The organism is Streptomyces sp. 135, assembly GCF_020026305.1.
In the GTDB taxonomy this organism is placed as follows: Bacteria; Actinomycetota; Actinomycetes; order Streptomycetales; family Streptomycetaceae; genus Streptomyces.
The window spans coordinates 4,223,773-4,250,338 of record NZ_CP075691.1 but is presented as its reverse complement, the minus strand read 5'-3'; the positions used below and the strand labels follow the sequence as shown (position 1 = coordinate 4,250,338).

The 26,566-nt window shown below is 70.5% G+C and carries 19 protein-coding genes, 1 tRNA gene and 1 pseudogene; 12 read left to right on the top strand and 9 right to left on the bottom strand.

What is annotated here, in order from left to right:
• Positions 1–293: 293 nt before the first annotated feature.
• The 6 genes and pseudogenes from hisC to KKZ08_RS19130 all read left to right on the top strand — a co-directional run bounded on the left by hisC (position 294) and on the right by KKZ08_RS19130 (position 11,008).
• Positions 294–1,373, top strand: a complete 1,080-nt coding sequence (gene hisC, locus KKZ08_RS19155) for a histidinol-phosphate transaminase (RefSeq protein WP_223775611.1) — start codon at positions 294–296, stop codon at positions 1,371–1,373.
• A 319-nt stretch (positions 1,374–1,692) separates the two neighbouring features.
• On the top strand, positions 1,693–3,249 hold the full coding sequence (locus KKZ08_RS19150) for a cytochrome ubiquinol oxidase subunit I (RefSeq protein ID WP_223775610.1): 1,557 nt from the start codon (positions 1,693–1,695) through the stop codon (positions 3,247–3,249).
• Positions 3,250–3,268: 19 nt separating this feature from the next.
• Positions 3,269–4,276 (top strand): cytochrome d ubiquinol oxidase subunit II, encoded by a 1,008-nt coding sequence (gene cydB, locus KKZ08_RS19145; RefSeq protein WP_223775609.1) that lies wholly within the window; start codon positions 3,269–3,271, stop codon positions 4,274–4,276.
• A 34-nt stretch (positions 4,277–4,310) separates the two neighbouring features.
• Positions 4,311–7,873 (top strand): annotated as a pseudogene (gene cydD, locus KKZ08_RS19140) (thiol reductant ABC exporter subunit CydD).
• Positions 7,874–7,995: 122 nt separating this feature from the next.
• Positions 7,996–9,732 carry a GAF domain-containing protein gene (locus tag KKZ08_RS19135; protein ID WP_223775608.1) on the top strand — a complete coding sequence of 579 codons (1,737 nt, stop codon included), beginning with the start codon at positions 7,996–7,998 and terminating at the stop codon, positions 9,730–9,732.
• 232 nt (positions 9,733–9,964) lie between these two features.
• Positions 9,965–11,008, top strand: a complete 1,044-nt coding sequence (locus KKZ08_RS19130) for a M23 family metallopeptidase (RefSeq protein ID WP_223775607.1) — start codon at positions 9,965–9,967, stop codon at positions 11,006–11,008.
• On the opposite strand, the gene KKZ08_RS19125 is transcribed toward KKZ08_RS19130, so the two are convergent.
• Positions 11,005–11,928, bottom strand: coding sequence for a Cof-type HAD-IIB family hydrolase (locus KKZ08_RS19125; RefSeq protein WP_223775606.1), 924 nt, complete (start codon positions 11,926–11,928; stop codon positions 11,005–11,007). The two genes, KKZ08_RS19130 and KKZ08_RS19125, sit on opposite strands and share 4 nt — an antisense overlap.
• Before the next feature lie 143 nt (positions 11,929–12,071).
• Between KKZ08_RS19125 and KKZ08_RS19120 the strand changes: the two genes are divergently transcribed.
• Entirely contained in the window at positions 12,072–12,983 is a 912-nt protein-coding gene (locus tag KKZ08_RS19120; protein WP_223775605.1) for an LLM class flavin-dependent oxidoreductase, read from the top strand.
• 129 nt (positions 12,984–13,112) lie between these two features.
• On the opposite strand, the gene KKZ08_RS19115 is transcribed toward KKZ08_RS19120, so the two are convergent.
• From KKZ08_RS19115 to KKZ08_RS19095, 5 genes are all read right to left on the bottom strand, one after another.
• Positions 13,113–13,583 (bottom strand): hypothetical protein, encoded by a 471-nt coding sequence (locus KKZ08_RS19115; RefSeq protein ID WP_223775604.1) that lies wholly within the window; start codon positions 13,581–13,583, stop codon positions 13,113–13,115.
• 23 nt (positions 13,584–13,606) lie between these two features.
• Entirely contained in the window at positions 13,607–14,218 is a 612-nt protein-coding gene (locus KKZ08_RS19110; RefSeq protein WP_223775603.1) for an RNA 2'-phosphotransferase, read from the bottom strand.
• Between the two features lie 141 nt (positions 14,219–14,359).
• Complete coding sequence (locus KKZ08_RS19105; RefSeq protein ID WP_223775602.1) at positions 14,360–15,322, bottom strand: MerR family transcriptional regulator; 963 nt, start codon at positions 15,320–15,322, stop codon at positions 14,360–14,362.
• Positions 15,319–17,100, bottom strand: a complete 1,782-nt coding sequence (locus tag KKZ08_RS19100; RefSeq protein ID WP_223775601.1) for an SDR family oxidoreductase — start codon at positions 17,098–17,100, stop codon at positions 15,319–15,321. Before KKZ08_RS19100 ends, KKZ08_RS19105 begins: the two co-directional genes overlap by 4 nt.
• The gene (locus KKZ08_RS19095; RefSeq protein ID WP_223775600.1) at positions 17,097–17,948 is read right to left on the bottom strand and encodes a M24 family metallopeptidase; all 852 of its coding nucleotides are present in this window, start codon (positions 17,946–17,948) and stop codon (positions 17,097–17,099) included. Before KKZ08_RS19095 ends, KKZ08_RS19100 begins: the two co-directional genes overlap by 4 nt.
• A 261-nt stretch (positions 17,949–18,209) precedes the next feature.
• Between KKZ08_RS19095 and KKZ08_RS19090 the strand changes: the two genes are divergently transcribed.
• The 5 genes from KKZ08_RS19090 to KKZ08_RS19070 all read left to right on the top strand — a co-directional run bounded on the left by KKZ08_RS19090 (position 18,210) and on the right by KKZ08_RS19070 (position 22,110).
• Positions 18,210–19,268, top strand: coding sequence for an ABC transporter ATP-binding protein (locus tag KKZ08_RS19090; RefSeq protein WP_223779110.1), 1,059 nt, complete (start codon positions 18,210–18,212; stop codon positions 19,266–19,268).
• Positions 19,258–20,139: an ABC transporter permease subunit gene (locus tag KKZ08_RS19085; protein ID WP_223775599.1), complete on the top strand. Its 882-nt coding sequence runs from the start codon at positions 19,258–19,260 to the stop codon at positions 20,137–20,139. The genes KKZ08_RS19090 and KKZ08_RS19085 overlap by 11 nt, the downstream gene beginning before the upstream one ends.
• Complete coding sequence (locus KKZ08_RS19080) at positions 20,136–21,047, top strand: ABC transporter ATP-binding protein (protein ID WP_223775598.1); 912 nt, start codon at positions 20,136–20,138, stop codon at positions 21,045–21,047. The genes KKZ08_RS19085 and KKZ08_RS19080 overlap by 4 nt, the downstream gene beginning before the upstream one ends.
• Positions 21,048–21,057: 10 nt before the next feature.
• Positions 21,058–21,777 (top strand): ABC transporter permease, encoded by a 720-nt coding sequence (locus KKZ08_RS19075; RefSeq protein ID WP_223775597.1) that lies wholly within the window; start codon positions 21,058–21,060, stop codon positions 21,775–21,777.
• A gap of 246 nt (positions 21,778–22,023) precedes the next feature.
• Positions 22,024–22,110: transfer RNA gene (locus KKZ08_RS19070), tRNA-Ser, on the top strand.
• A 707-nt stretch (positions 22,111–22,817) separates the two neighbouring features.
• Here the strand turns inward: KKZ08_RS19070 and KKZ08_RS19065 are convergent.
• From KKZ08_RS19065 to pheA, 3 genes are all read right to left on the bottom strand, one after another.
• Positions 22,818–23,642, bottom strand: coding sequence for an HAD family hydrolase (locus KKZ08_RS19065; RefSeq protein WP_223775596.1), 825 nt, complete (start codon positions 23,640–23,642; stop codon positions 22,818–22,820).
• On the bottom strand, positions 23,639–24,916 hold the full coding sequence (gene serS / locus KKZ08_RS19060) for a serine--tRNA ligase (protein ID WP_223775595.1): 1,278 nt from the start codon (positions 24,914–24,916) through the stop codon (positions 23,639–23,641). The genes KKZ08_RS19065 and serS overlap by 4 nt, the downstream gene beginning before the upstream one ends.
• 634 nt (positions 24,917–25,550) lie before the next feature.
• Positions 25,551–26,486, bottom strand: coding sequence for a prephenate dehydratase (gene pheA, locus KKZ08_RS19055; protein ID WP_223775594.1), 936 nt, complete (start codon positions 26,484–26,486; stop codon positions 25,551–25,553).
• Between the last annotated feature and the right edge of the window lie 80 nt (positions 26,487–26,566).

Sequence of the window (26,566 nt, the reverse complement as noted above, 5' to 3'; positions counted from 1 at the left end):
AGCGCGCCAATGACCATGGAATGCAGGGTAGTTGGACGTTGTGAGCGTTAGTTGCCGCTGATCGTCTGGCGCGGTCCTGTCAGATGCGCGAGGTCTCGAAGAGGTCTCAACTCACCTTCACGAGGGATGCGCGCCACGGAGTGAGCCACCGGCGCACGGAAGACCGCGGGGCGCTCCCCCTTGCCGCGCGCCTTCCGGAGACGGATCTCCGTAGGCCATTCGCACCAGCCTCGAATCCTCATAAGGTGAGCAGTATTCGAACTGTCGCCGGTACCGGTACGAGGAGGACTGCGGTGAGCGAGACGAGCCCGAGGCTGCGCGCCGAGCTGGAGGGTATCCCCACCTACAAGCCGGGCAAGCCCGCCGCGGCCGACGGTCCGGTGGCCTACAAGCTGTCCTCCAACGAGAACCCCTACCCGCCGCTCCCGGGCGTCATGGAGAGCGCGCTCGCCGCGGCCGGGTCCTTCAACCGTTACCCCGACATGGCCTGCACGGCCCTGATGAGTGAACTGGCCGACCGCTTCGGCGTGCCGCTCTCGCACATCGCCACCGGCACCGGCTCGGTCGGCGTCGCCCAGCAGCTGCTCCAGGCCACGTCCGGCCCGGGCGACGAGGTCATCTACGCCTGGCGGTCCTTCGAGGCGTACCCGATCATCACCCAGGTCAGCGGCGCGGCGTCGGTGCGGGTGCCGCTGACGCAGGGCGAGGTCCACGACCTGGACGCGATGGCCGACGCGATCACCGAGCGCACCCGCCTCATCTTTGTCTGCAACCCGAACAACCCCACCGGCACCGTGGTCCGCAGGGCCGAGCTGGAGCGCTTCCTCGACCGGGTACCGCGTGATGTCCTGGTCGTGCTGGACGAGGCGTACCGCGAGTTCATCCGCGACCCCGAGGTCCCGGACGGCATCGAGATCTACCGCGAGCGTCCGAACGTCTGTGTCCTTCGTACGTTCTCCAAGGCGTACGGCCTCGCGGGTCTGCGCGTGGGCTTCGCGGTCGCCCATGAGCCGGTGGCCGCCGCGCTGCGCAAGACGGCGGTGCCCTTCGGCGTGAGCCAGCTCGCACAGGACGCCGCGGTGGCCTCGCTGCGGGCCGAGGACGAGCTGATGGGCCGCGTCGGCTCGCTGGTCGCCGAGCGCACGCGGGTGGTCGAGGCGCTGCGCGGGCAGGGCTGGACGGTGCCGGAGACGCAGGCGAACTTCGTGTGGCTGCGGCTCGGGGACCGTACGAACGACTTCGCGGCGGCGTGCGAGCGGGCGGGCGTGGTGGTGCGGCCGTTCGCGGGTGAGGGGATGCGGGCCACGATCGGCGAGACCGAGGCCAATGACATCTTCCTCCAGGCGGCGGAGGCGTTCCGCAAGGAGCTGTAGCCGAGGTCCGTCTCTGTTTCGTTCCGGCTCGGTGCTGGAGCGCGCCCGTCCGACCGTGCCCGGTTCGACGACCATACGGGCGCCGGCCTGAAGGCCCCGGAGGTACGCCTCCGGGGCCTTCCCGTGCTCCCGGCGGTTTCCGGTGGTTACAGGGGACCCCCCGTTTGGGTGACGAAACCCAGTACGACATAATGCTTGTGAATGTGAACGCGTTCACAAGCGTGCCCCGGTTCCTCCGGAGATCAGTGGGACAAGCAGGGGCAAATCGCTGCGATGGCCACGGCCAGCAAGGTGATTGAGGCGAGTAAGGAGAGACGCAGTGGACCTGGCTCTGGCGCCGGAGACTCTGGCGCGATGGCAGTTCGGCATCACGACCGTCTACCACTTCCTGTTCGTGCCGCTGACGATCTCGCTGGCCGCCCTCACGGCGATCCTCGAGACGGCATGGGTGCGCACGGGCAAGGAGCACTACCTCCGGGCGACCAAGTTCTGGGGAAAGCTGTTCCTGATCAATATCGCGATGGGTGTCGTCACCGGCATCGTCCAGGAGTTCCAGTTCGGCATGAACTGGTCCGACTACTCGCGCTTCGTCGGTGATGTCTTCGGGGCGCCGCTGGCCTTCGAGGCCCTCATCGCCTTCTTCTTCGAGTCGACCTTCATCGGCCTGTGGATCTTCGGCTGGGACAAGCTGCCGAAGAAGCTGCACTGCGCCACGATCTGGATCGTCTCGATCGGCACGATCCTGTCGGCGTACTTCATCATCGCCGCGAACGCCTTTATGCAGCACCCCGTCGGCTACAAGATCGTGGAGCGGGACGGCGCCCAGCGCGCGGAACTCACCGACTTCGCGAAGGTGCTCTTCCAGGAGACGACACTCGTCAACTTCTTCCACGTCATCTCGGCGGCCATCCTGGTCGGCGGCGCCTTCATGACCGGCATCGCCATCGTCCACCTGCGCAAGAAGCAGCACATCCGCACCATGCGCATGTCGCTGCGGCTCGGCCTGGTCACGGCCTTCGTCGGCACCCTGCTCACCGTGGTCAGCGCCGACACGCTCGGCAAGGTCATGTACGAGCAGCAGCCGATGAAGATGTCGGCAGCCGAGGCGCTCTGGGAGACGGAGAAGCCGGCGCCCTTCTCGATCTTCGCGTACGGCGATGTCGCCGAGGGCCACAACAAGGTCGCCATCGAGGTGCCCGGGGTCCTGTCCTTCCTCGCCAAGAACAACTTCAGCGCCGAGATCCCCGGTATCAACGACCTCAACAAGGAGGCGCAGGAGAAGTTCGGGCCCGGTGACTACCGGCCCAACATCCCCACCGCCTACTGGTCGTACCGCTGGATGATCGGCTTCGGCGGCGTCTCGATGGCCCTGTGCACCGCCGGCCTGTGGCTCACGCGGAAGAGGTTCTGGCTCGCCCCCGAGCACCGCACCGGCGCGGACGACATCCCCAAGCTGATGCTCACCAAGAACAAGGAGCTGGCGCCGAAGCTGGGCGCCTGGTGGTGGCGGCTCTCGCAGTGGACGCTGATCTTCCCCCTCATCGGCACCGCCTGGGGCTGGATCTTCACCGAGACGGGCCGTCAGCCCTGGGTGGTCTACGGGGTCCTGCGCACCGAGGACGCGGTCTCCCCCGGCGTCTCGCAGGGCGAGGTGCTCACCTCGCTGATCGGGTTCACGCTCATCTACGCGATCCTCGCCGTCGTCGAGGTGAAGCTGCTGCTCAAGTACATCCGCCTCGGCCCGCCCGAGCTGACGGAGGCGGACCTCAACCCGCCCACCAAGATCGGTGGACCGGGCTCGGGATCCGGCAAGGACGCCGACGCCGACGCCGACTCCGACGCCGACGCCGACCGGCCCATGGCCTTCTCGTACTGAAGGAAGGAGCGCTCAGGACATGGAACTCCACGACATCTGGTTCGTACTGATCGCCGTTCTGTGGATCGGCTACTTCTTCCTGGAGGGCTTCGACTTCGGGATCGGCGTCCTGACCAAGCTGCTCGCCCGCGACCGGGTCGAGAAGCGGGTCCTCATCAACACCATCGGCCCCGTGTGGGACGGCAACGAGGTGTGGCTGCTCACGGCGGGCGGCGCGACCTTCGCGGCCTTCCCCGAGTGGTACGCCACGCTCTTCTCCGGCTTCTACCTGCCGCTGCTGATCATCCTGATCTGCCTCATCGTGCGCGGTGTCGCCTTCGAGTACCGCGCGAAGCGGCCCGAGGAGCGGTGGCAGACCAACTGGGAGCACGCGATCTTCTGGACGTCGCTGATCCCGGCGGTGATGTGGGGCGTGGCTTTCGGGAACATCACGCGCGGCGTCAAGATCGACGCCCACAAGGAGTACGTGGGCACCTTCGGGGACCTGCTCAACCCGTACGCGATCCTCGGCGGTCTGGTCACCCTGACGCTGTTCACCTTCCACGGCGCGGTGTTCGCCGCGCTCAAGACGGTGGGCGACATCCGGATGCGGGCGCGGAAGCTGGCCCTTGGCCTCGGGCTCGTCACGGCCGTGCTGGCGCTGGGCTTCCTGACGTGGACCCAGCTGGACAACGGTGACGGCAAGAGCCTGGTCGCGATGGCCGTGGCGGTCGTGGCGCTGCTCGGTGCCATCGTGGCGATCAGGGCGGGGCGCGAGGGCTGGTCGTTCGCACTCTCCGGCATCACGATCGCGGCGGCCGTCGCGATGCTCTTCCTGACGCTCTTCCCGAACGTCATGCCGTCGTCGCTGAACGAGGAGTGGAGCCTCACGGTCACCAACTCCTCGTCCAGCCCGTACACCCTGAAGATCATGACCTGGTGCGCGGTGATCGCGGCGCCCGTGGTGATGCTCTACCAGGGGTGGACGTACTGGGTGTTCCGCAAGCGGATCGGTGCGCAGCACATCGCGCCCGATCCCGCCCACTGAGCCTCCCCGTGGTCTCCCGGAAGGTGTGTTTCACGTGAAACCGATCGACCCGCGCCTGCTTCGGTACGCCCGTGCCACTCGTCTCTTCCTCGTCGCGGTGGTGGCGCTGGGGCTGGTCGGTGCCGGCCTGGTCATCGGGCAGGCGATGCTCATCGCCGAGATCGTGGTGGGCGCCTTCCAGCAGGGCCTCTCCGCCGGCGACCTGGGCACGCCGCTGCTGCTGCTCGTGCTGGTCGCGGCCGGGCGGGGCCTGGTCTCCTGGCTGACCGAGCTCGCCGCGCACCGGGCGAGCGCGGCGGTCAAGTCCGAGCTGCGGGGGCGGCTCCTGGAACGGGCCGGCGAGCTGGGACCCGGGTGGCTGACCGGGCAGCGGACCGGTTCGCTGGTGTCGCTCGCGACGCGTGGCGTGGACGCGCTCGACGACTACTTCTCGCGCTACCTGCCGCAGCTGGGCCTCGCGGTGGTGGTCCCGGTGGCGGTGCTCGCCCGCATCGTCACGGAGGACTGGGTCTCGGCGGCGATCATCGTCGTGACGCTGCCGCTGATCCCGGTCTTCATGATCCTGATCGGCTGGGCGACGCAGAACCGCATGGACCGTCAGTGGCGCCTGCTCTCACGGCTCTCGGGACACTTCCTCGACGTCGTGGCGGGCCTGCCCACCCTGAAGGTGTTCGGCCGCGCCAAGGCGCAGGCCGAGTCGATCCGGAGGATCACCGGCGAGTACCGGCAGGCGACGATGCGCACCCTGCGCATCGCCTTCCTGTCCTCCTTCGCCCTGGAACTGCTCGCCACCATCTCGGTCGCGCTGGTCGCGGTGACCATCGGCATGCGGCTCGTCCACGGCGAGATGGACTTGTACGTCGGTCTCGTCATCCTCGTTCTCGCGCCCGAGGCCTATCTGCCGCTGCGCCAGGTCGGTGCGCAGTACCACGCGGCGGCGGAGGGCCTGGCCGCCGCCGAGGAGATCTTCGAGGTCCTTGAGACCCCGGTGCCGGCCGCCGGGACGGGGGCCGCGCCCACGGGTGTGCTGAGCGTGGAGGGTGTGACGGTCCGCTATCCCGGGCGGGCCACCGACGCGGTCTCCGGGGCGTCCTTCACCGTCGCGCCCGGGGAGACCGTGGCGCTCGTGGGGCCCAGTGGGGCGGGCAAGTCGACCCTCCTGAACGTGGTGCTCGGCTTCGTGCGGCCCACCGAGGGGCGGGTGCGTGTCGGTGGCGTCGACCTCGCGGACGTCTCGCCGGAGCGGTGGCGTGAGCGCATCGCGTGGGTGCCGCAGCGGCCGCACCTCTTCGCCGGGACCATCGCGGAGAACGTACGGCTCGCGCGACCCGATGCGTCCGAGGCGCAGCTGCGGGAGGCCCTGCGGGACGCGGGGGCCCTGGAGTTCGTGGACGCGCTGCCCGCCGGGGCCGAGACACCGCTCGGGGAGGACGGGGCCGGGCTCTCCGCCGGGCAGCGGCAGCGGCTCGCGCTGGCGCGGGCGTTCCTGGCCGATCGCCCCGTGGTGCTCCTCGACGAGCCGACGGCGGCGCTGGACGGCGGGACCGAGGCCGAGGTCGTCGAGGCCGTCCGGCGGCTGGCCGTCGGCCGGACCGTTCTGCTGGTCGTGCACCGGCCGGCGCTGCTGGCTGTCGCGGACCGGGTGGTGCGGTTGGCTGGTGCGGATCGGGTGGTGCGGTCGGCTGGCGCGGACCAAGTGGTGCGGCCGGGGGCGGACCGGGTGGTGCGGCCGGGGGCGGGCCGGCCTCTGGGGGCCGGGGCGGCCGAAGCCCTGGTCGAAGCCGCCGGGCCCGCCGGAGCCTTCGGTGACCCCGTGCCGCCGCTGGACGGCTCGCGGGCGGTGCGGGCCCGGCGCGGGTGCTGGCCCGGGTACGGGAGGCCGCGGGGGCCCGGCGCGGGCAGTTGGCGCTCGCGCTGCTCCTCGGCTCGCTCGCGCTCGGCAGCGCGGTGGGGCTCATGGCGACGTCCGGGTGGCTGATCTCGCGGGCCTCAGAGCAGCCGCCGGTGATGTATCTGATGATCGCCGTGACGGCGACCCGTGCCTTCGGTATCGGCCGTGCCGTCTTCCGGTACGCCGAGCGCCTCGTCTCGCACGACGCCGTGCTGCGGATGCTGGCCGACACCCGTGTCGCCGTGTACCGGCGCCTGGAGCGGCTCGCCCCCGCCGGGCTGCGCGCCACCCGCCGGGGCGACCTCCTCTCCCGGCTGGTCGCCGACGTCGACGCCCTTCAGGACTACTGGCTGCGCTGGCTGCTGCCCGCGTCCGCCGCGGCCGTGGTGAGCGCGGGAGCCGTCGGCTTCACCGCCTGGTTGCTGCCCGAGGCCGGTGCGGTGCTCGCCGTCGGCCTGCTCGCCGCGGGGGTCGGGGTGCCGCTGCTGAGCGGCGCCGTGGCGCGCCGAGCGGAACGGAAGCTGGCTCCCGCGCGCGGGGTGCTCGCCACGCGGGTGGCGGACCTGCTCACCGGCACCGCCGAGTTGACCGTCGCCGGTGCGCTGAAGCGTCGTACGGCCAAGGCCCGGGAGGCCGACGCCGAGCTGACGCGGATCGCCTCCCGGGGCGCCACCGCCACCGCGCTCGGTGACGGACTCGGCGCGCTCGCCACCGGGCTGACGGTGACCGCGGCCGCGCTCGTCGGTGTGCAGGCGGTGCAGGACGGGCGGCTGAGCGGTGTCGCCCTCGCCGTGGTCGTGCTCACGCCGCTCGCCGCCTTCGAGGCGGTGCTGGGGCTGCCGCTCGCCGTGCAGTACCGCCAGCGGGTCAAGAAGAGTGCCGAGCGCGTCCACGAGGTCCTCGACGCGGCCGAGCCCGTACCGGAGCCCGCCGCGCCCGCCCGGGCGCCCGGCTCGCCCTTCCCGCTGCGCGTCGGAGCACTGCGCGCCCGCCACGAGGGGCAGGCGGGGGACGCGCTCGCGGGCGTCGACCTGACGCTGGAGCGGGGGCGGCGGATCGCCGTGGTCGGCCCCTCCGGCTCCGGCAAGACGACGCTTGCCCAGGTGCTGCTGCGGTTCCTGGGGGCGTACGAAGGGACGTACACGCTCGGTGGTGTGGACGCGGCCACGCTGGACGGCGACACGGTGCGCGGCATGGTCGGGCTGTGCGCCCAGGACGCGCACATCTTCGACAGCTCGGTGCGCGAGAACCTGCTGCTCGCCAAGAAGGACGCCACGGAGGGCGAACTGCGGGACGCCTTGGAGCGGGCGCGGCTCGACGGCTGGGTCGGCTCGCTGCCCGACGGGCTCGACACGCTCGTCGGTGAGCACGGCGCGCGGCTCTCCGGAGGGCAGCGTCAGCGGCTCGCGCTGGCCCGCGCGCTGCTCGCGGACTTCCCCGTCCTGGTGCTCGACGAGCCCGCCGAGCACCTTGACCTGCCGACCGCGGACGCCCTCACCGCCGATCTGCTGGCCGCGACGCAGGGGCGTACGACGCTGCTCATCACGCACCGGCTGGCCGGGCTCGACGCGGTCGACGAGGTGATCGTCCTCGACGCGGGGAGGGTCGCGCAGCGCGGCACGTACGCGGAGCTGGCGGCGGTGGAGGGTCCGCTGCGGCGGATGCTGGAGGTGGAGCGAGCGGCGGATCTGCTCACGGTGGGCTGACGCGGCAGGGACTGAACCTCGGAAACCTTGGATCGGTGCGCGGGCTGGACCTTGGACCGGAGCTCGGACGGGACCTTGGCTTCAACTTTCCCCTGCAAATAGGACTAACTAGGCTCAAAGGCATGTCAGTCCCCTCGGCCTCCGCCGACCCCCCTCGCCCCGACGGCCCACCGGACTCGGCGGACTCGGCGGCGCGGGCGCCCCACAGCCTTCAGGGGCTCTCGCCCGAGCTGGCCTCGCGGGTGCCGCAGCTCCTCGAAGCCATGCGGTCGGTCGGCACCGGGCTCGAACTCCACACCACCCTGGACCGCATCTGCGAGACCGCCGCCGAGCTGGCGGACGCCCACTACGCCGCGATCGGCGTCGTCTCCGAAGACGGCGACGGGCTCTCCGACTTCGTCTTCCACGGCATCGACGCGCGGACGGCCGAGCGGATCGGGCGGCTGCCCGACGGCCACAAGGGGCTCCTCGGCGCCCTCATCCACCAGCCGAGGACGCTGCGCCTCGCCGATCTCTCCACCGACCCGCGCTCCTGCGGTTTCCCCGCCCACCACCCGCCGATGCGGACCTTCCTCGGCGTCCCCATCCGCGTCCAGGGGGAGATCTTCGGCAACCTCTATCTGACCGAGAAGCGGGACGGAGCCGAGTTCAACGACTACGACGTGCACATGGTGCGCGTCCTGGCCACCGAGGCCGGTATCGCCATCGGCAACGCGCGCCTCTACGAAGCCGCCAAGCAGCGCGAACGCTGGATCGACGGCTCCGTGGCGGTCACCACGGCGCTGCTCTCCGGCAGTGACGCGGACGACGCCCTCGCCGTCGTCGCCGAGCAGGCCAGGCACCTCGCGGACTCGGCCGCCGGGATCGTGCTGCTGCCCGACGACGAGGGAGGCATGGAGGTCGTCGCCGTCTCCTCGGACGAACCCACCGGGGCACTCGGCATGGTCGTCCCCGCGGAGAGCCGCATCGTCTCCCAACTGCTGGAAGGGCAGGCGGTCTTCATCGACGACGCGGCGACCGACCCCCGTACCGTGACGCACCTCGCCGGCCGCTACGGCCCCGTCATGATGCTGCCGTTGCAGAGCGACGGCCGGGTCCTCGGCACCCTCGTGACGCCCCGCGCGCGCGGGGCACGTCCCTTCACCGAGGCCGAGCGGACGCTCGCCGCCCAGTTCGCCTCGCAGGCCGCGCTCGCGCTGATGATGGCCGAGGCGCAGCGGGACCGGGAGCGGCTCGCGGTGTACGAGGACCGCGACCGGATCGCCAGGGACCTGCACGACCTGGTCATCCAACGGCTCTTCGCCACCGGGATGATGCTGGAGAGCGCCCAGCGCAGGTCCGTCGTGCCGGAGGTGCAGGTCGGCGTAGGCAAGGCGGTCGACGAGCTGGACGTGACGATCCAGGAGATCCGTACGGCGATCTTCGCGCTTCAGCAGGGGCCGGCCGAGGCGCCGTCGGGGCTGCGCACCCGCGTGCTCCGGGAGATCAACATGGCCGCCGTCCCGCTCGGCTTCAAGCCCTCGCACCACTTCGTGGGCCCCGTCGACACCGTGGTGGGCGAGCTGACGGGGAAGAACCTCATCGCGGCCCTGCGGGAGGCCCTGTCCAACGCCTTCCGGCACGCGCACGCCGCCCGCATCGACGTCGTTGTCGACTCGACGGTGCTGCTGCCCGGCGACCGGCGGGGCGTGCGGCTGACGGTCGCCGACGACGGGGTGGGCATCGCGGAGGGCGGCCGGCGCAGCGGCCTGAAGAACCTCAAGAGGCGGGCCGAGTCGCTGGGCGGCGACAGCTGGTACGGACCCGGCATCGGAGAGGACGGCGGCGGCACGACGGTGGTCTGGCAGGCGCCGTACTGATCTGCGGCGGGGTGGCACTGGCGTGCTGAGTTCCGGCCGGGCGGCGCGCTGACCGCCGGCCGGGCGATGTGCTGACCACTGGCCGCGCAGCGTGTGCTGAACCGCTGGCCGGGCAGCGCCCTCCCGGCAGCCCTGTTCGGCGGTATCTCCGTGGCCCGTACGGGGCACCGTGCCCCCCAAGTGCACGAGTCCAGCCGCGCCCGCGCCGCCGCCGCGGGCAACGATCCGTGACATGCGCCAGAGCCACCGACGTCCGCACCCTCTCCTCAGTGTGTCGGCACTGCTGTGCGCGCTGCTCGGGCCCACCCCGCCCGCTGCCGCCTCCGAGGGGCCAAGTACGAGCACGGATGTGGCACGCCTCTACGAAGAGGCCTCCCTGGCGACGGCCCGCTACGAAGAGGGCCGACGGGCGGCACACCTCCAGAGGGTGAAGGTCCGGAAACTGAACCGACTCCTCTCCGAGAAGCAGCACGACGTCGCGGTGCTCCACGGTGACCTCGGCCGGCTCGCGAGCGCCCAGTACCGCACCGGCGGCGGCCTCCCTTACACCGCGCAGCTGCTCCTGGCCGACAGTCCCGACGCGCTCCTGCGCGGCAAGCAGGTCCAGTTGCAGGCCGACCTCGCCGTCAACAGTGCCGTCATGAAGACGCGCCGCGCCGTGGCCCGCCTCACGGCCGCCAAACGCGAGGCGGACCAGGCCGAGCAAGGCCTGGACCGGCGCCTGGCACGCCTGGCGGTGCTGAAGCGCGGCATCGAGCGGAAGCTGGAGTCGGCCCAGTGGGCCCTCCAAGGTGAGGCCGACCGGGCGGTGGCCGCGGGAAAGTGCCGGGGCGCCGTCCGTCTGCGCCAGCCGAAGAAGAAGGCCTCCACGCGCGCGTGGGTCACGCCCGTGAAGACGTACGAACTCTCCGCGGGCTTCGACAGCACCGGGAAACGCTGGGCGCGCCGGCACACCGGGCAGGACTTCGCGGTCGACATCGGGACACCCGTGCGGTCGGTCGGCGCGGGCCGGGTGGAGAGCGTGTCGTGCGGCGGGGCCTTCGGCATCGAGGTCCTGGTGCGCCACCCCGGCGGGTACTTCACGCAGTACGCGCATCTCGCGGCCGCCGCCGTCGACCAGGGGGACAAGGTGCGCACCGGCCAGTGGATCGGCCAGGCCGGCACGAGCGGCAACTCGACCGGGCCGCATCTGCACTTCGAGACGCGGCTCACCCCGTATCTCGGGTCGGGCGTCGACCCGCGGAAGTGGCTGGCGGAACGGGGCGTCGAGCTCTAGGAGTTCCGCTCCCGGCGCTCCGCCACGATCCGCTCGATCACGACGGCGACCCCGTCGTCGTTGTTGGCGACCGTGCGCCCGGAGGCGGCGGCGATGACGTCCGGGTGGGCGTTGCCCATCGCGTACGACGTACCGGCCCAGGTCAGCATCTCGATGTCGTTCGGCATGTCTCCGAAGGCGACGACTTCCTCGGGGGAGATGCCGCGCTCGGCGCAGCACAGCTCCAGTGTGCTGGCCTTGGAGACGCCGGGGCCGCTGATCTCCAGGAGCGCGCTGGGACTGGAGCGGGTGACCGTTGCCCGGTCGCCGATGGCCGCGCGGGCCAGCACCAGGAAGTCGTCGGGCGCGAGTTCGGGGTGGAAGGCGAGGACCTTCAGGACGGGCTGCTCGGCGACGACCGGGTCGCCGGGGTTCTCGGCGAGCAGCTTCTCGGCGGGCGCGACGCTCTCGCCGGGCTCCATGTGGAGCGGCGGATACGTTTCCTCGTGGTGCAGTCCCCCGGTCCGCTCGACCGCGAAGGACGTGCCCGGCGAGGCGGCGCGCAGCCTGCGGACCACGTCCAGCGCGCACGCCCGCTCCAGCTCGCGGATCTTGACGAAGCTGTGGGTGCCCGGGCCGCCGTGCAGGTCGACCACCGCCGCGCCGTTCCCGCAGATGGCCAGGCCGTGGCCGTGGACGTGGGCGCTGACGACGTCCATCCAGCGGGCCGGGCGGCCGGTCACGAAGAAGACCTCGATCCCGGCCTCCTCGGCGGCGGCGAGCGCGGCGACCGTGCGGTCGGAGACCGACTTGTCGTCGCGCAGCAGCGTGCCGTCCAGGTCCGTCGCGATCAGCCGGGTCCGCGGGCGCTGCCCGGCGGGGGCGGGAGCGGCCGGGGCGGTGTCGGCCGGGGGCTGGGGCCCTGGGTTAGCTGAGGTCACGCCGTCGATTCTCCCGCATATGCCGCACGGCCGTGCGCTGGGGCGCACATTTGAGTGCCGTCGGACTCCGGCCCTGCCCAGGCCTGACTCATGGGGCCCCGGTGGCCGCCGGGGCCTCTGCGCGTCACCGTAAGCTCGGAGGCATGAGCCTGCGTCTGAGCACCGTGATCCTTCCCGTCCGTCGCTGGCACGAAGGCGGGCGCGACCAGTGGCTGCGCGCCGAGGAGCTGGGCTTCCACGCGGCGTACACGTATGACCACCTGGCCTGGCGCAGTTTCCGTGACGGCCCGTGGTTCGGCGCGGTGCCCACGCTGACCGCCGCCGCGGCGGCCACCGAGCGGCTGCGCCTGGGCACGCTCGTGACCTCGCCCAATTTCCGTCACCCGGTGACCCTCGCCAAGGAACTGATCTCGCTCGACGACATCTCCGGCGGGCGGATCACCCTCGGCATCGGCGCCGGCGGCAACGGCTTCGACGCCACGACGCTCCTCAAGAAGGACCAGGAACCCTGGACGCCGCGCGAACGCGCCGACCGGTTCGGTGAGTTCGTCCCGCTGCTCGACCGCCTGCTGACCGAGGACTCGGTGACGTACGAGGGAACCTTCTACTCGGCGACCGAGGCCCGCGACATCCCGGGCTGCGTCCAGCGGCCCCGGCTGCCCTTCGCGGTGGCCGCGACCGGCCCGCGCGGTCTGCGGCTCGCGGCGCGGCACGGCCAGGCGTGGGTGACCACGGGCGACCCGAAGCTCTTCGAGGCGGGTACGCCCGAGCAGTCCCGCGAGGCGATCCGGGGGCAGATCGAGAAGCTCGACAAGGCGTGCGCGGACATCGGGCGTGACGTGGCCGAACTGGACAAGGTCTTGCTGACCGGCTTCACCCCGGACCGCAACCGGCCCCTGGAATCCCTCGACGCCTTCGTCGACTTCGCGGGCAAGCACGCGGAACTGGGCTTCACCGAGATCGTCGTCCACGCCCCGATCCCCGACTCGGACTTCGCCGCCGACCAGGCCGTCTTCGAGCAGATCGCCACCGAAGCCCTGGCGCAGCTGCGCTGAGCGCGGGCGGTACGGAGGTACGGAGGCACGCCGTACGGGCGGTACACCGCTGTAGGCCCGGACGGCGGGGCTCAGGGCCCCCGGCGCCTGGCCCCTTGTCTTTCCGGAGGCCTTTCCGGAGGTGCCCGCTCAACGGACCCGGGCGCTGAGCCAGGGCGTGAGGGTGACCATCGGGATGAACTCCTTGTACGTCTCGTCGCCGGGCAGCGGCACGATCAGGCGGTAGCCCGGCGGAAAACGCCTGCCCCTGACGTACGCGAGCCCGCTGAGGACCGACCGTACGAAGGCGGGCACGGAGTCCCGCGGCACGTCCGGGCACTCGACGCCCTCCACGGTGATCAGCGCGTCGGCGTCCCCGTCCCCGTCCCCGTCGTCGTCGGGATAGAGCCGCACCGAGATCCGGGGCGAGCCGCCGAACTCCACGAAGGCCTCATGCGGCAGCGACCCGTCGGGATCCGCCGTCACGCCGACGCCCGCGGCGGTGCGGCGCGAGGTCTGGTCGGCGCCGATGTCGTGCGAGACCTCGATCTCCCGGCTGTACTCGCGGGCGATCGAGCGCAGGACGGTGAGGGCGGCCTCGGTGCTGTGCAGATGCTCCATGCAACCGATCATGCCCGCCCCGCTCAGTGGGTGCCCGGGAACCGCAGACGCCCGGGCGGTACGGCGGCCGTGAGCCAGACACCATTGCCGCTGACCTGGAAGACGTGGCCGTCACGGTGCATGGCACCCGCGTCGACGGACAGGACGACGGGCCGCCCACGCCGGGCACCGACGCGCGTCGCGGTCTCGCGGTCGGCCGAGAGATGCACGGCGTGGCGGTTCATGGGACGCAGCCCCTCCGCACGGATCGCGGCCAGGTGGGCGGCCACGGTGCCGTGGTAGAGGTACGCGGGCGGGGTCGCCGGGGGCAGGCCGAGGTCGACGCCCACGGAGTGTCCCTGCTGAGCGCGGATCCGGCCGCCGTCCACGGCGAAGCGCTGCTTGTCGTTGACGGCCACCACGTGGTCGAGCTCGGCACGGGTGAAAGGGAAGCGGTGCGCGGCGGCCGCGGCCAGAAGCGCGTCGATTTCCACCCAGCCGTTCTCGTCGAGGGCGAGCCCGATCCGGTCGGGCTGATGCCGCAGGTGCCTCGACAAATACTTGGACACTTTTACGGTGCGCCGCTCATCGGGGGAGCGCCCCCGCCGGTCCGCCGCGTCATGTCGTGAGTCGGCGTCGGGAGGTCCTTCTTTCATGCCCCCAGCGTTCCGCTGATTCGTTCTCCGCGCACTTGATTTTTGTCCACCGACCTTTCATCTATGAATTCGGGCCCGCAGGTTTGATCCACAGCCAAGTGCAGTTATCCACAGGCTAGTTGATAATTCTGTGAACAACCATCAAGCTATAGGCGGCCTTTGCCCAACTATGCGTTGCTTATTATGCGTTGTCGTAAGTGAGTCTAATGTCCGTGCCTGCACCTCGCGTTCTGCGGCTGCCGCTATGAACGCTGCCGCGCTGCTTTCCCCAACCAATGCCTGTACGGCGCGCATTGTGGATGCCGGGAGGGCGACACTCTGCGGCTCCTCGACCGGATCGGCCGCGGGGGCAGGGTCGAGCTGCTGACGCAGGTGACGGGTCGCGAACAAGCGCATGGCGCGCGCCAGTTCGGCGTCCACCGACTGCTGGGCGAGCGGTCTGAGCCTGCGTACGAGCGACGCGGCCTCGGCGGCATCCGCCTCCGTCGGAGGATGATGACCCAGGTAGCGCGCGAAAACGTGCTCCGTGGTGAAGTCCAGGAAACGGGACGCTATATGTTCGACCTGCCCCCTCAACTCCCGCAAATGCCCGGCAATGGCCGACAACGGAACGCCCGCCGCATGCAACTCCACCGCCACGGCCAGCTCTTGAGGGCTCGGAACCAGGAACTCGTCCTCGCGTCCCGCCACCGGCTCCAGCACCCCGAGGGAGACCGCGTCGGCCACCGCGGCCTCGTCCGGGACGCCGCCGAACGCGGCGTCGAGCTCCGCGCGCGTGATCCGGTCGGCCTTCTCGTCCGTCCAGGGGCCGTCGACCTCCGCGGCCAGGCCGAGCACCCCGCCGAGGCCCCGACCGGTGTCCCAGGCCTCCAGGAGTTCCTTGATGGAGGCCAGGGTGTAGCCACGGTCGAGCAGGTCGGCGATCTGCCGCAGCCGCGCCAGATGGCCCTCCCCGTACACATTGGACCGGCCGCGCCGCTCCGGGCGGGGGAGCAGCCCGCGGTCCTGATAGGCGCGGATCGTGCGCACCGTCGCGCCGCTGTGGTGCGCCAAGTCCTCTATGCGGTACTCCACGCCGACCTTCCTGCCTCGTGCCTCGCTCACAACCGGGGCTCCAACCGGGCTATCGCACGCAGGGCCTTCGGTGTGAAGCGGGACATGAGATGGGCGCCGCGGGCCTCGGGGGTGACCGGGACGACCGCCTGATTCCTGACGACGGCCCGCAGGATGGCGTCGGCGACCTTCTCCGGCGGGTAGTTGCGCAGGCCGTAGAGCCGGGAGGTGCGCTTCTGGCGGCGCTTCTCCTCGACGGCGTCGACACCGACGAAACGGGCCGTCGCGGTGATGTTCGTGTTAACGAAGCCCGGGCATATCGCGGAGACCCCGATGCCCTGCCCCGCCAGCTCCGCGCGCAGGCACTCGCTGAGCATCAGGACGGCGGCCTTGGATGTGCTGTAGGCGGGCAGCGCCTTGGAGGGCTGGTACGCCGCTGCCGAAGCGGTGTTGACGATATGGCCGCCCTGGCCGCGCTCGGCCATCTGCTTGCCGAAGATACGACAGCCGTGGATGACTCCCCACAGATTGACGTCCAGGACCTTCCGCCAGTCCTCGGTGCTGGTGTCGAGGAAGGAGCCGGAGAGGCCGATGCCCGCGTTGTTCACCAGGACGTCCACGACGCCGTACTCCCTGGCGACCTTTTCGGCGAGCTTCTCCATGGCCTGCTCGTCGCTCACGTCGACCGCCTCGCCCCAGGCTTCGGGGGCGCCGATCAGGTGGGACATCTCCGCGGTGCGGGCCGCGCTCCCGGCGTCCCGGTCGACGGCCACCACACGCGCCCCCGCCTCGGCGAACGCGAAGGCGGTGGCCCGCCCGATGCCGCTGCCCGCACCGGTTACCAGGACGAGTTGGCCGCCGAACCGGTCGGCGTGCTTCCCCGTGGCCCGGCTGTCCTTGGTCGGCATGCCGTCCTCATTTGAGATAACGAACTCAGCGATCCAGGCCGCCAGTTGGTCAGGGCGGGTGCGTGGCACCCAGTGCTTGGCCGGCAGGGTCCGCCGGGTCAGCCGGGGGGCCCACAGCTCCAGGTCGTCGTAGAGCCGCTCGGACAAGAAGGCGTCACCGGAGGGTGTGATGAGCTGCACGGGCGCGTGGGCGTACGCATCGGCGCGGGGCCTGCGCAGCCTCGCGCGGATGTTGTCGCGGTAGAGCCAGGCGCCGTGGGCGGCGTCCTGGGGCAGCGACGGCGTCGGATAGTCGCCCGCCGGAACCTTCTCCACGCGCTCAAGGATCCTGGGCCAGCGCTTGCCGAGCGGGCCACGCCAGGCGAGCTCCGGGAGCACGGGCGTATGCAGCATGTACACGTACCAGGACTTGGCGCCCTGGCCGAGGAGCTGACCGACCCGGCGCGGGGTGGGCCGGGACATCCGCTTCTTGATCCAGTGCCCGAAATGGTCGAGCGAGGGCCCTGACATCGACGTGAAGGACGCGATCCGCCCCTCGGTCCGCTGGACCGTGACGAACTCCCAGGACTGCACCGAGCCCCAGTCATGCCCCACCACGTGCACCGGCCTGTCCGGGCTGACCGCGTCGATGACCGCCACGAAGTCGTCGGTCAGCTTCTCCAGGGTGAAGCCGCCGCGCAGCGGTCGCGGTGCGGTCGACCTGCCGTGCCCGCGCACGTCGTACAGCACGACGTGGAAGCGGGGGGCGAGTCGCTCGGCGACCTCGGACCACACCTCCTTGGAGTCCGGATAGCCGTGCACGAGCACGACGGTGGGCCGCTCCGGGTCGCCCAGCTCGGCGACGCACAGCTCCACCCCGCCCGTGCGCACCCAGCGCTCGCGCGCGTCCCTCATCTTCTCCGTGTCCGCTCCGGTGGTCATGCGGCGGCCCTCTCCTCAGCCCAGCGCCGCACATGCGGCAGATCGTCGTCCAGCCAGAACGCGCTCTGTTCGGGGTCCTTGGAGTCGGTGACGACCAGGATCTCCTCGAACTTCGCGCCCGTACCCCTGAATCCGAGGTGCGGCTCGACCGCCCAGAGCCCCTTCCGAGGCGGGTGGTCGGAGAACTTGTAGGGGGACCACAGCGGTGACCAGCCGTCCCGGTGGCCCCGGAGGGCGTCGCTCGCCAGGCCCTTGAGCGACTGCGTGCCGAACCCGAAGAGGTGCGGTGACAGGCGACGCTCCTTGACCCGGTCGACCTTGTGCGCGATGACCCCGAAGGGATACGCCCGATGACGGTTGGCGTAGCCCTGGCGGACCATGAGGTGGTCCACGTCCTCGTATATCTCGCGCAGCGGCCGGCGCTCGCGCACCTCGCGCAGGATCAGCTCGCGGTGCGCCTCCAGGTCGGCCAGCAGCTTGTCGTGCACGGGATTGAGGCCCAGACAGCCGGAGTAGCCGATGTCGGCCGTGAAGCCCTTGTAGACCGGGGCCATGTCGAGGATGAAGGGCATCCCCGGCTCCAGCTCGCGGTGGGTGGGGAAGAACTGCAGCGGTATCCGGAAGTTCGCGAACGCCGTGCGGTCGCCGAACCAGGCGAAGGGCAGGTGGAACCAGTCGCGCACGCCCCGCTCCCGGAGCCACTCGCGCTGCATCCGCGCGGCCCCGCGCTCCGTCACACCCGGCTTGAGCTGGGCCGCGACTGCCTCCGCGCATTCATACGCGAGGCTCTGCACTTCCCTGAACCCCCGCAGTTCCGCGGAGAGTTCGCCTGCGACTGCTGAGGTCATGCCACCGTCCGTCCCGAGCCCGGTCCATCCCGTGTCCGGCTCGTCGCTGTACGCGGTCGTAACTTGACACTGATGAATGTGACAATGCTCGGCGGCTGCGTCAATAGTTCTGCCCGAGCCTGCGGGAGAGGTCCGGAAGTTCCCCCAGGGGTAGACCTCCGTTCGACCCTTACGGGCCCGTAATACTCCAGAGTGAGAGCAGGGCAAGCCCGTGGTCTGACGACTGGTGTGGGCTGCGCCACTACCGTCGAAAACGTGACTGTGATCGCGACCGAAAGCCTGAGCAAGCGGTTCCCGAGGGTGACCGCGCTTGACCGGCTCTCCATGGACATCGAGCCCGGCGTGACCGGACTCGTCGGGTCCAATGGCGCCGGCAAGTCCACTCTGATCAAGATCCTGCTGGGTCTGTCCCCCGCCACGGAGGGCACCGCCGCCGTGCTCGGCCTCGACGTCGCCACCAGCGGCGGCGAGATCCGCGAACGCGTGGGGTACATGCCGGAGCACGACTGCCTGCCACCCGACGTCTCGGCCACCGAGTTCGTCGTCCATATGGCGCGCATGTCGGGGCTCCCGCCCACCGCGGCCCGCGAGCGCACGGCGGACACCCTGCGGCACGTGGGGCTGTACGAGGAGCGTTACCGCCCCATCGGCGGCTATTCGACGGGCATGAAGCAGCGCGTCAAGCTCGCCCAGGCCCTCGTCCACGACCCCCAACTGGTCTTCCTGGACGAGCCGACGAACGGCCTGGATCCGGTCGGACGCGACGAGATGCTCGGCCTGATCCGCCGCGTCCACACCGACTTCGGCATCTCGGTCCTCGTCACCTCGCACCTCCTCGGCGAGCTGGAGCGCACCTGCGACCACGTCGTCGTCATCGACGGCGGCAAGCTCCTGCGGTCCAGCTCCACCACCGACTTCACGCAGACCACCACGACCCTGGCCGTCGAGGTCACGGACACCGACGAACACCCCGACGGCACCGGTGCCTTGCGCGCAGCGCTGACCGGACGCGGCATCGACACCCGGACCGGCGGCGAGCTGCCCGGCGCGGGCCACACGATCCTGCTCACCGCCGAGGGCGAGGAGACGTACGACCTCGTGCGGGACCTCGTCGCCGACCTCGGCCTCGGCCTGGTCCGGATGGAGCAGCGCAGGCACCACATCGCCGAGGTCTTCAAGGACCAGGACCAGGACCAGGACGACGACCGGCATCAAGTCCGCCATCGGGACCAGCACGCGCGGCCGGAGCCGGGCTCCGAGCGCGCCGCCACGTGGGCCGCCACCGCACAGCAGACAGGAGGCGGACGCGATGAGCAGTGAGTCCACCCAGATCCACAACATCGGGTACCGGAACTACGACGGCCCGCGCCTCGGCCGGGCCTACGCCCGCCGCTCGCTCTTCTCCCAGAGCCTGCGCGGCGCGTACGGCCTCGGGCGCTCCGCGAAGTCCAAGGTCCTGCCCATGATCCTCTTGGCGGTGATGTGCCTCCCCGCCGCGATCATGGTGGCGGTCGCCGTCGCCACCAAGGCCAAGGACCTCCCGGTCGACTACACGCGCTACGCGATCTTCCTACAGGCCGTCATCAGCCTCTTCCTCGCTGCCCAGGCGCCCCAGACCGTCTCCCGCGACCTGCGCTTCAAGACCGTGCCGCTCTACTTCTCACGCCCCATCGAACGCGGCGACTACGTCCTCTCGAAGCTGGCCGCGATGACGTCGGCCCTCTTCATCCTCACGGCTGCCCCGCTGCTCGTGCTCTACGTGGGGGCGCTGCTCGCCAAGCTCGACTTCGCGGACCAGACGAAGGGCTTCGCGCAGGGCCTGGTCTCCGTGGCGCTGCTCTCCCTCCTCTTCTCCGGCATAGCCCTGGTCATCTCCGCGATCACGCCCCGCCGCGGCTTCGGCATCGCCGCCGTCATCGCCGTCCTGACCATCACCTACGGCGCGGTGTCCACGGTCCAGGCGATCGCCTACGAACAGGGCAGCACCGGAGCCATCGCCTGGCTGGGCCTCTTCTCGCCGATCACGCTCATCGACGGCGTACAGACCGCCTTCCTCGGCGCGACCTCCGCCTTCCCCGGAGGGGAAGGCCCCTCGTCCGGCGTGGGCGTCGTCTACGTACTCGTCGTCCTCGGCCTCATCGCGGGCTGCTACGGCGCGATGATGCGCCGCTACCGAAAGGTCGGGCTGTGACCACGATCAACATCGACCACACCTCACGCTGGTTCGGGAACGTGGTCGCCGTCAACGACATCACCATGAACATCGGCCCGGGAGTCACGGGGCTCCTCGGTCCGAACGGCGCGGGCAAGTCGACGCTCATCAACATGATGGGCGGCTTCCTCGCCCCTTCCACGGGCAGCGTCACCCTCGACGGCAGGCCGATCTGGCGCAACGAACAGATCTACAAGGAGATCGGCATCGTCCCCGAGCGCGAGGCGATGTACGACTTCCTCACCGGCCGCGAATTCGTCGTCGCCAACGCCGAGTTGCACGGCCTGGACGAGCGCGCCGCCAAGAAGGCCCTCGCGACGGTCGAGATGGAGTACGCGCAGGACCGGAAGATCTCCACGTACAGCAAGGGCATGCGCCAGCGCGTGAAGATGGCCTCCGCCCTGGTCCACGACCCGTCCGTGCTACTGCTCGACGAGCCCTTCAACGGCATGGACCCGCGCCAGCGCATGCAGCTGATGGAACTGTTGCGGACCATGGGCGCCCAGGGCCGCACCGTCCTGTTCTCCTCGCACATCCTCGAAGAGGTCGAGCAACTGGCCTCGCACATCGAGGTGATCGTCGCCGGACGGCACGCGGCGAGCGGTGACTTCCGCAGGATCCGCCGGCTGATGACCGACCGGCCCCACCGCTACCTGATCCGTTCCAGCGACGACCGTGCCCTGGCCGCCGCGCTGATCGCCGATCCGTCGACGGCCGGCATGGAAGTCGACCTCAAGGAGGGCGCGTTGCGCATTCAGGCGGTCGACTTCGGCCGGTTCACGGCGTTGCTCCCCCGCGTCGCGCGTGAGCACGGCATCCGGCTCCTGACGGTCTCGCCATCGGACGAGTCCCTCGAGTCGGTCTTCTCCTACCTCGTCGCGGCCTGAAGGAGCGATCGTGTACGACCCCACAGTCGCCCGGCTCACCTACCGGGCCCTGCTCGGCCGCCGCCGGGCTCTGATCCTCTTCGCCCTGCCCGTCCTGCTGATCGTCATCGCCGGTGCGGTACGCGGCTTCAGTGGCGCCGACGACCAAGTGGCCGTCGACGTCCTCGGCGGTTTCGCGCTCGCCACGATGGTGCCGATCATCGGTGTCATCGCGGGCACGGGCGCCATCGGCCCGGAGATCGACGACGGCTCGGTCGTCTATCTCCTGTCCAAGCCGGTCAAGCGGCCGACGATCATCTTGACCAAGCTGATCGTCGCCATAGCCGTGACCATGGCCTTCTCCGCCGTCCCCACGTTCATCGCGGGGATGATCCTCAACGGCAACGGCCAGCAGATCGCCGTGGCGTACACGATCGCGGCGCTGGTCGCCTCCATCACGTATGCCGCGATCTTCCTGCTCCTCGGCACGATCACCCGGCACGCCGTGGTCTTCGGGCTGGTCTACGCCCTGGTGTGGGAGGCACTCTTCGGGTCGCTGGTCGTGGGTGCGCGGACGCTCAGCGTGCAGCAGTGGTCCCTCGCCGTGGCCCAGAAGGTCGGCGACGGCGACCTGATCACCTCCGACGTCGGCCTGCCGACGGCGACGGCCCTGCTGGTCGTCGTCACGGCGGCCACGACCTGGTTCGCGGGGCAGAAGCTGCGGTCGCTGAAGCTGGCCGGGGAGGAGTAGCGGGTTATTCGGTGGCGGTGAACTCCGGGTGCGGGCACAGTGGTTGATGTCACCGCGCCAGCACCTGGCGTTCACCGTCCGGGAGAGGAGCCGACGTGTCCGTCAGTAGTCCGTCGAGTTCCCGGCAGGGCAGCCCGCGGCAGGCTCCGGAGTAGTTACTCACTCCGTCGAGTCCCGCTCAAGGGGAGATGCCCGGGGCGGCCGCTTCGAGCGCGCAGATCACCTTGCTGCGCGGGCCGCCCACCCGGAGGATTGGCCGAGTGGTAAGGCAGCGGCTTGCTAAGCCGTCGTCAGGGCTGACGCCCTGCGCGCGTTCGATCCGCGCATCCTCCGCGAGACGTTGCACTGGGCTTGGGCGGGTATCGGCGCCCGGCACCGGGGGCGGCGCCCGTCACCGGCTCCGCTGAGCTCGTCCTCAAACGCCGGCCGGGCTGAAGATGCCGGTCCCCGCTCGATGCCGGTGGGCCTGGGCCAGGAGCGGCCGCCCCGCGCAACAGCGGGTGGGCCTGGGCCAGGAGTGGCCGCCCTGCGCAACACCGGGTGGGCCTGGGCCAGGAGTGGCCGCCCCGCGCAACACCGGGTGGGACAGGGCCAGAAATGGCCGTTCCGGTCTCAAAGCCGACCGAGCTGGGAACGGCCGTCCGTCGGCTCGAAGCCGGCCGGGCTGAGGAGGTAACCCGTCTCGCTCAAAAGCCGACCGAGCCGCAGGGAGCCGCCTGTCCCGCTGAAAGCCGGGCGAGCTGAAGAGGGCCGCCCGCCCCCGCAATGCCGGCCGGGCTGGAGGCGGTTGCCCGTCCCGCTCGAAGCTGGCCGGGCTGGAGCGCCGTCACGCTCGATGCCGACCTGGCTGGAGATGTATGCCGCCCCGATCAAAGCCAACCGGGCCGGGGGCGGCCGTCCGTCCCGATCAAAGCCAACCGGGCCGGGGGCGGCCGTCCGCCCCGATCAAAGCCGACCGAGCCGCAGGGAGCCGTCCGTCACGCTCAAAGCTCCGGCCCGGCTGGAGGTGGCTGGCCCCGAGGGGACCGTCGCCGTCCCCCTCAACCCAGCAGGCGTTCCAGGACCACCGCGATGCCGTCCGCCTCGTTCGACGTCGTTACCTCGTCCGCTACCGCCTTGAGTTCCTCGTGGGCGTTGGCCATGGCCACGCCGTGGGATGCCCAGGCGAACATCGGGATGTCGTTCGGCATGTCGCCGAAGGCGATCGTGTCCGCGGCCTTCGCGCCCAGGCGGCGGGCCGCCAGGGAGAGGCCCGTGGCCTTGGAGAGACCGAGCGGGAGGAGTTCGACGACGCCCTCGCCGGCCATGGTCACGCCGACCAGATCGCCCGCCACCTGACGTGCCACGTCGGTGAGCGCGTCGTCGTCGAGGCCGGGGTGCTGGATGTACACCTTGTTCAGCGGGGCGGCCCACAGGTCGGCGATCTCCGTGAAGGGGATGCTCGGCAGGGGGCCGTCCTGCACCGCGTACCCCGGCCCGACCAGGACTTCGCCGTCGATGCCGTCACGGCTCGCCGCCAAGGCGAGCGGGCCGATCTCCGCCTCGATCTTCGCCAGCGCGAGGCCCGCGAGTTGCCGGTCGAGCGTCACCGAGGTGAGCAGCCGGTGCTCCCCCGCGTGGTAGACCTGCGCGCCCTGCCCGCACACCGCTATGCCGTCGTAGCCGAGGTCGTCGAGGATGTGCCGGGTCCAGGGCACGGCACGGCCGGTGACGACGATGTGCGCGGCGCCCGCCGCGGCGGCCGCGGTGAGCGCCTCGCGCGTCCGTACGGAGACCGTGTCGTCGGGTCGCAGCAGCGTCCCGTCGAGGTCGGTCGCGACGAGCTTGTAAGGGAAGGACGGCGTGGCCTGAGCTGGCTGGCTCACTTGGCGATGGGCTCCAGGATCTCTCGTCCGCCGAGGTACGGACGCAGCACCTCGGGCACCACCACGGAGCCGTCGGCCTGCTGGTGGTTCTCCAGGATCGCCACGATGGTGCGCGGGACGGCGCAGAGCGTGCCGTTCAGCGTCGAGAGCGGCTGAACCTTCTTGCCGTCGCGGTAGCGGATGGACAGGCGGCGGGCCTGGAAGCCGTCGCAGTTCGACGCGGAGGTCAGCTCGCGGTACTTGCCCTGGGTGGGGATCCACGCCTCGCAGTCGAACTTGCGCGAGGCCGAGGCGCCGAGGTCACCCGTCGCCACGTCGATCACCTGGAAGGGCAGGCCGAGGCCGGTCAGCCACTGCTTCTCCCACTCGAGGAGCCGCTTGTGCTCGTTCTCGGCGTCGGCCGGGTCGACGTACGAGAACATCTCGACCTTGTCGAACTGGTGGACGCGGAAGATGCCGCGGGTGTCCTTGCCGTACGTGCCGGCCTCGCGGCGGTAGCAGGGCGAGAAGCCCGCGTACCGCAGGGGCAGCTTGTCGGCGTCGATGATCTCGTCCATGTGGTACGCCGCGAGCGGGACCTCGGAGGTGCCGACCAGGTAGTAGTCGTCCTTCTCCAGGTGGTACACGTTCTCCGCGGCCTGACCGAGGAAGCCCGTGCCCTCCATGGCGCGCGGGCGGACCAGGGACGGCGTCAGCATCGGGATGAACCCGGCCTCGGTCGCCTGTGCGATCGCCGCGTTGACGAGGGCCAGCTCGAGGAGGGCGCCGACGCCGGTGAGGTAGTAGAAGCGCGATCCGGAGACCTTCGCGCCGCGCTCGACGTCGATGGCGCCGAGCGCCTCGCCGAGTTCCAGGTGGTCCTTCGGCTCGAAGCCCTCGGCCGCGAAGTCGCGCGGGGTGCCGATCGTGTCCAGGACGACGAAGTCCTCCTCGCCGCCCACCGGGACGTCGGGGTGGACGATGTTCCCCAGCTGCTGGAGGAGCCGCTTGGTCTCCTCGTCGGCCTCGTCCTGGGCGGCGTCGGCCGCCTTGACCGCGGCGGAGAGCTCGCCGGCCTTCTTCAGGAGCTCCTGCTTCTCCTCGGGCGAGGCCTTCGGGATCAGCTTGCCGAGCGCCTTCTGCTCGGAGCGCAGCTCGTCGAAGCGGACGCCGGACGACCTGCGCCGCTCGTCGGCGGAGAGCAGGGCGTCGACGAGCGCGACGTCCTCTCCACGGGCGCGCTGGGAGGCGCGAACACGGTCGGGGTCCTCACGGAGCAGGCGAAGGTCAATCACCCCTCAAGGCTACCGTTGCGTGGTTCCGGGCCACGACCCGATATTCCATTGTGTACGTTATGCCCGGTTTGCCGGAATAAATTCACGGAGATCAAGCGCGGTCGGCGCGGCCGGAAAAGCGTGTTCGCGCACACGTGGACGCCCGGTCAATAAAAGGGACGCCACTCCCCGAAAGGGGCAGAGCGCGCCTACCCCCTTGACCGGAACTCCTTGCGGGAGGCGGGACTTGAGGCCTCTGTCCACGCCGGTTGTCCACAGGAATGACTGCCTCCGGGGAGTTATCCACAGGGTGTGCGAAAGATCTGTGGATGCCGGAAGTGGCTGTTCCGAAAGCCGCGAGTCCGGCGAAGCATTCCCTTCCCAAACCCATCCCTCACCCACTTTCGAGTGGAAATGGTTCCCCCCAAAGAGTTGATCAATGGAAAAGAGTGGACGAGGGGTGACGTGCGGGACTGTGGACGGACTTGAGGGCTGTGAGCAGATTTGTCGACCATGTCGCGCTTGGTTGTCGACTTGTCCCCAGGTCGAGATGCGCGCCTGTGGATAACTTCTGTGGACAACGTAAATCTGCAGGTAGGAACGGCACCCGGAGGCTTCCCCCGGGTGCCGCAGAGTCATCCGTGCCCCGAAGTGGCTAGAAACGACCGTCCTGGCAGCGCGTCAACCAGTCCGAGGCCGCCGCGAACTCGCCGTCCGACGTACCGGGCCGCAGCGTCCGCGTATCCGCCGCGGTCACCCCGGCCCGCGGGTACGAGCCGAGGAAGCGCACCTGCGGGCAGATCCGCTTGAGCCCCATCAGGGCCTCGCCGACACGGCGGTCCGTGATGTGTCCCTCGGCGTCCATCGAGAAGCAGTAGTTGCCGATGCCCTGACCGGTCGGGCGCGATTCGATCCGCATGAGGTTGACGCCCCGTACGGCGAACTCCTGGAGCAGTTCGAGCAGGGCACCGGGATGGTCGTCGTCCAGCCAGATGACCACGGAGGTCTTGTCGGCGCCGGTCGGCGCGGCGGGGCGGGCCGGGCGGCCGACCAGGACGAAGCGGGTGGCGGCGTTGGCCGCGTCGTGGATCTCGCTGACCAGCGGTTCGAGGCCGTACGTGACAGCCGCGAACTCCCCGGCGAAGGCCGCGTCGAAGCGGCCCTCCTGGACCAGGCGCGCGCCGTCGGCGTTCGAAGCGGCCGACTCCCACAGGGCGTCGGGGAGGTGGGCGGCCAGCCAGTTGCGGACCTGGGGCTGGGCCACGGGGTGGCCGGTCACGGTCTTGATGTCCTTGAGCTCCGTGCCCGGACGCACGAGCAGCGCGAAGGTGATCGGCAGGACGACCTCGCGGTAGATCATCAGCGGTTCGCCCTTGGCGAGTTCGTCGACCGTGGTGGTGACACCGCCCTCGACCGAGTTCTCGATCGGCACGAGCGCGGCCGCCGCCTGGCCGCTGCGGACCGCGTCCAGTGTGGCCGGGACGGACACCATCGGGACGAGTTCCCGGGCGGCCGCCTCGGGCAGCGTACGGAGAGCGGCCTCGGTGAAGGTGCCTTCGGGGCCGAGATAGGTGTAGCGCGTCGCCGACATACCGTCACCCTAATGGGCCCGACGTGGCACGGCTCATGCGTCTCACAAAGCGGCGCCCGCACCGCCCGTAAGCCCGCGCT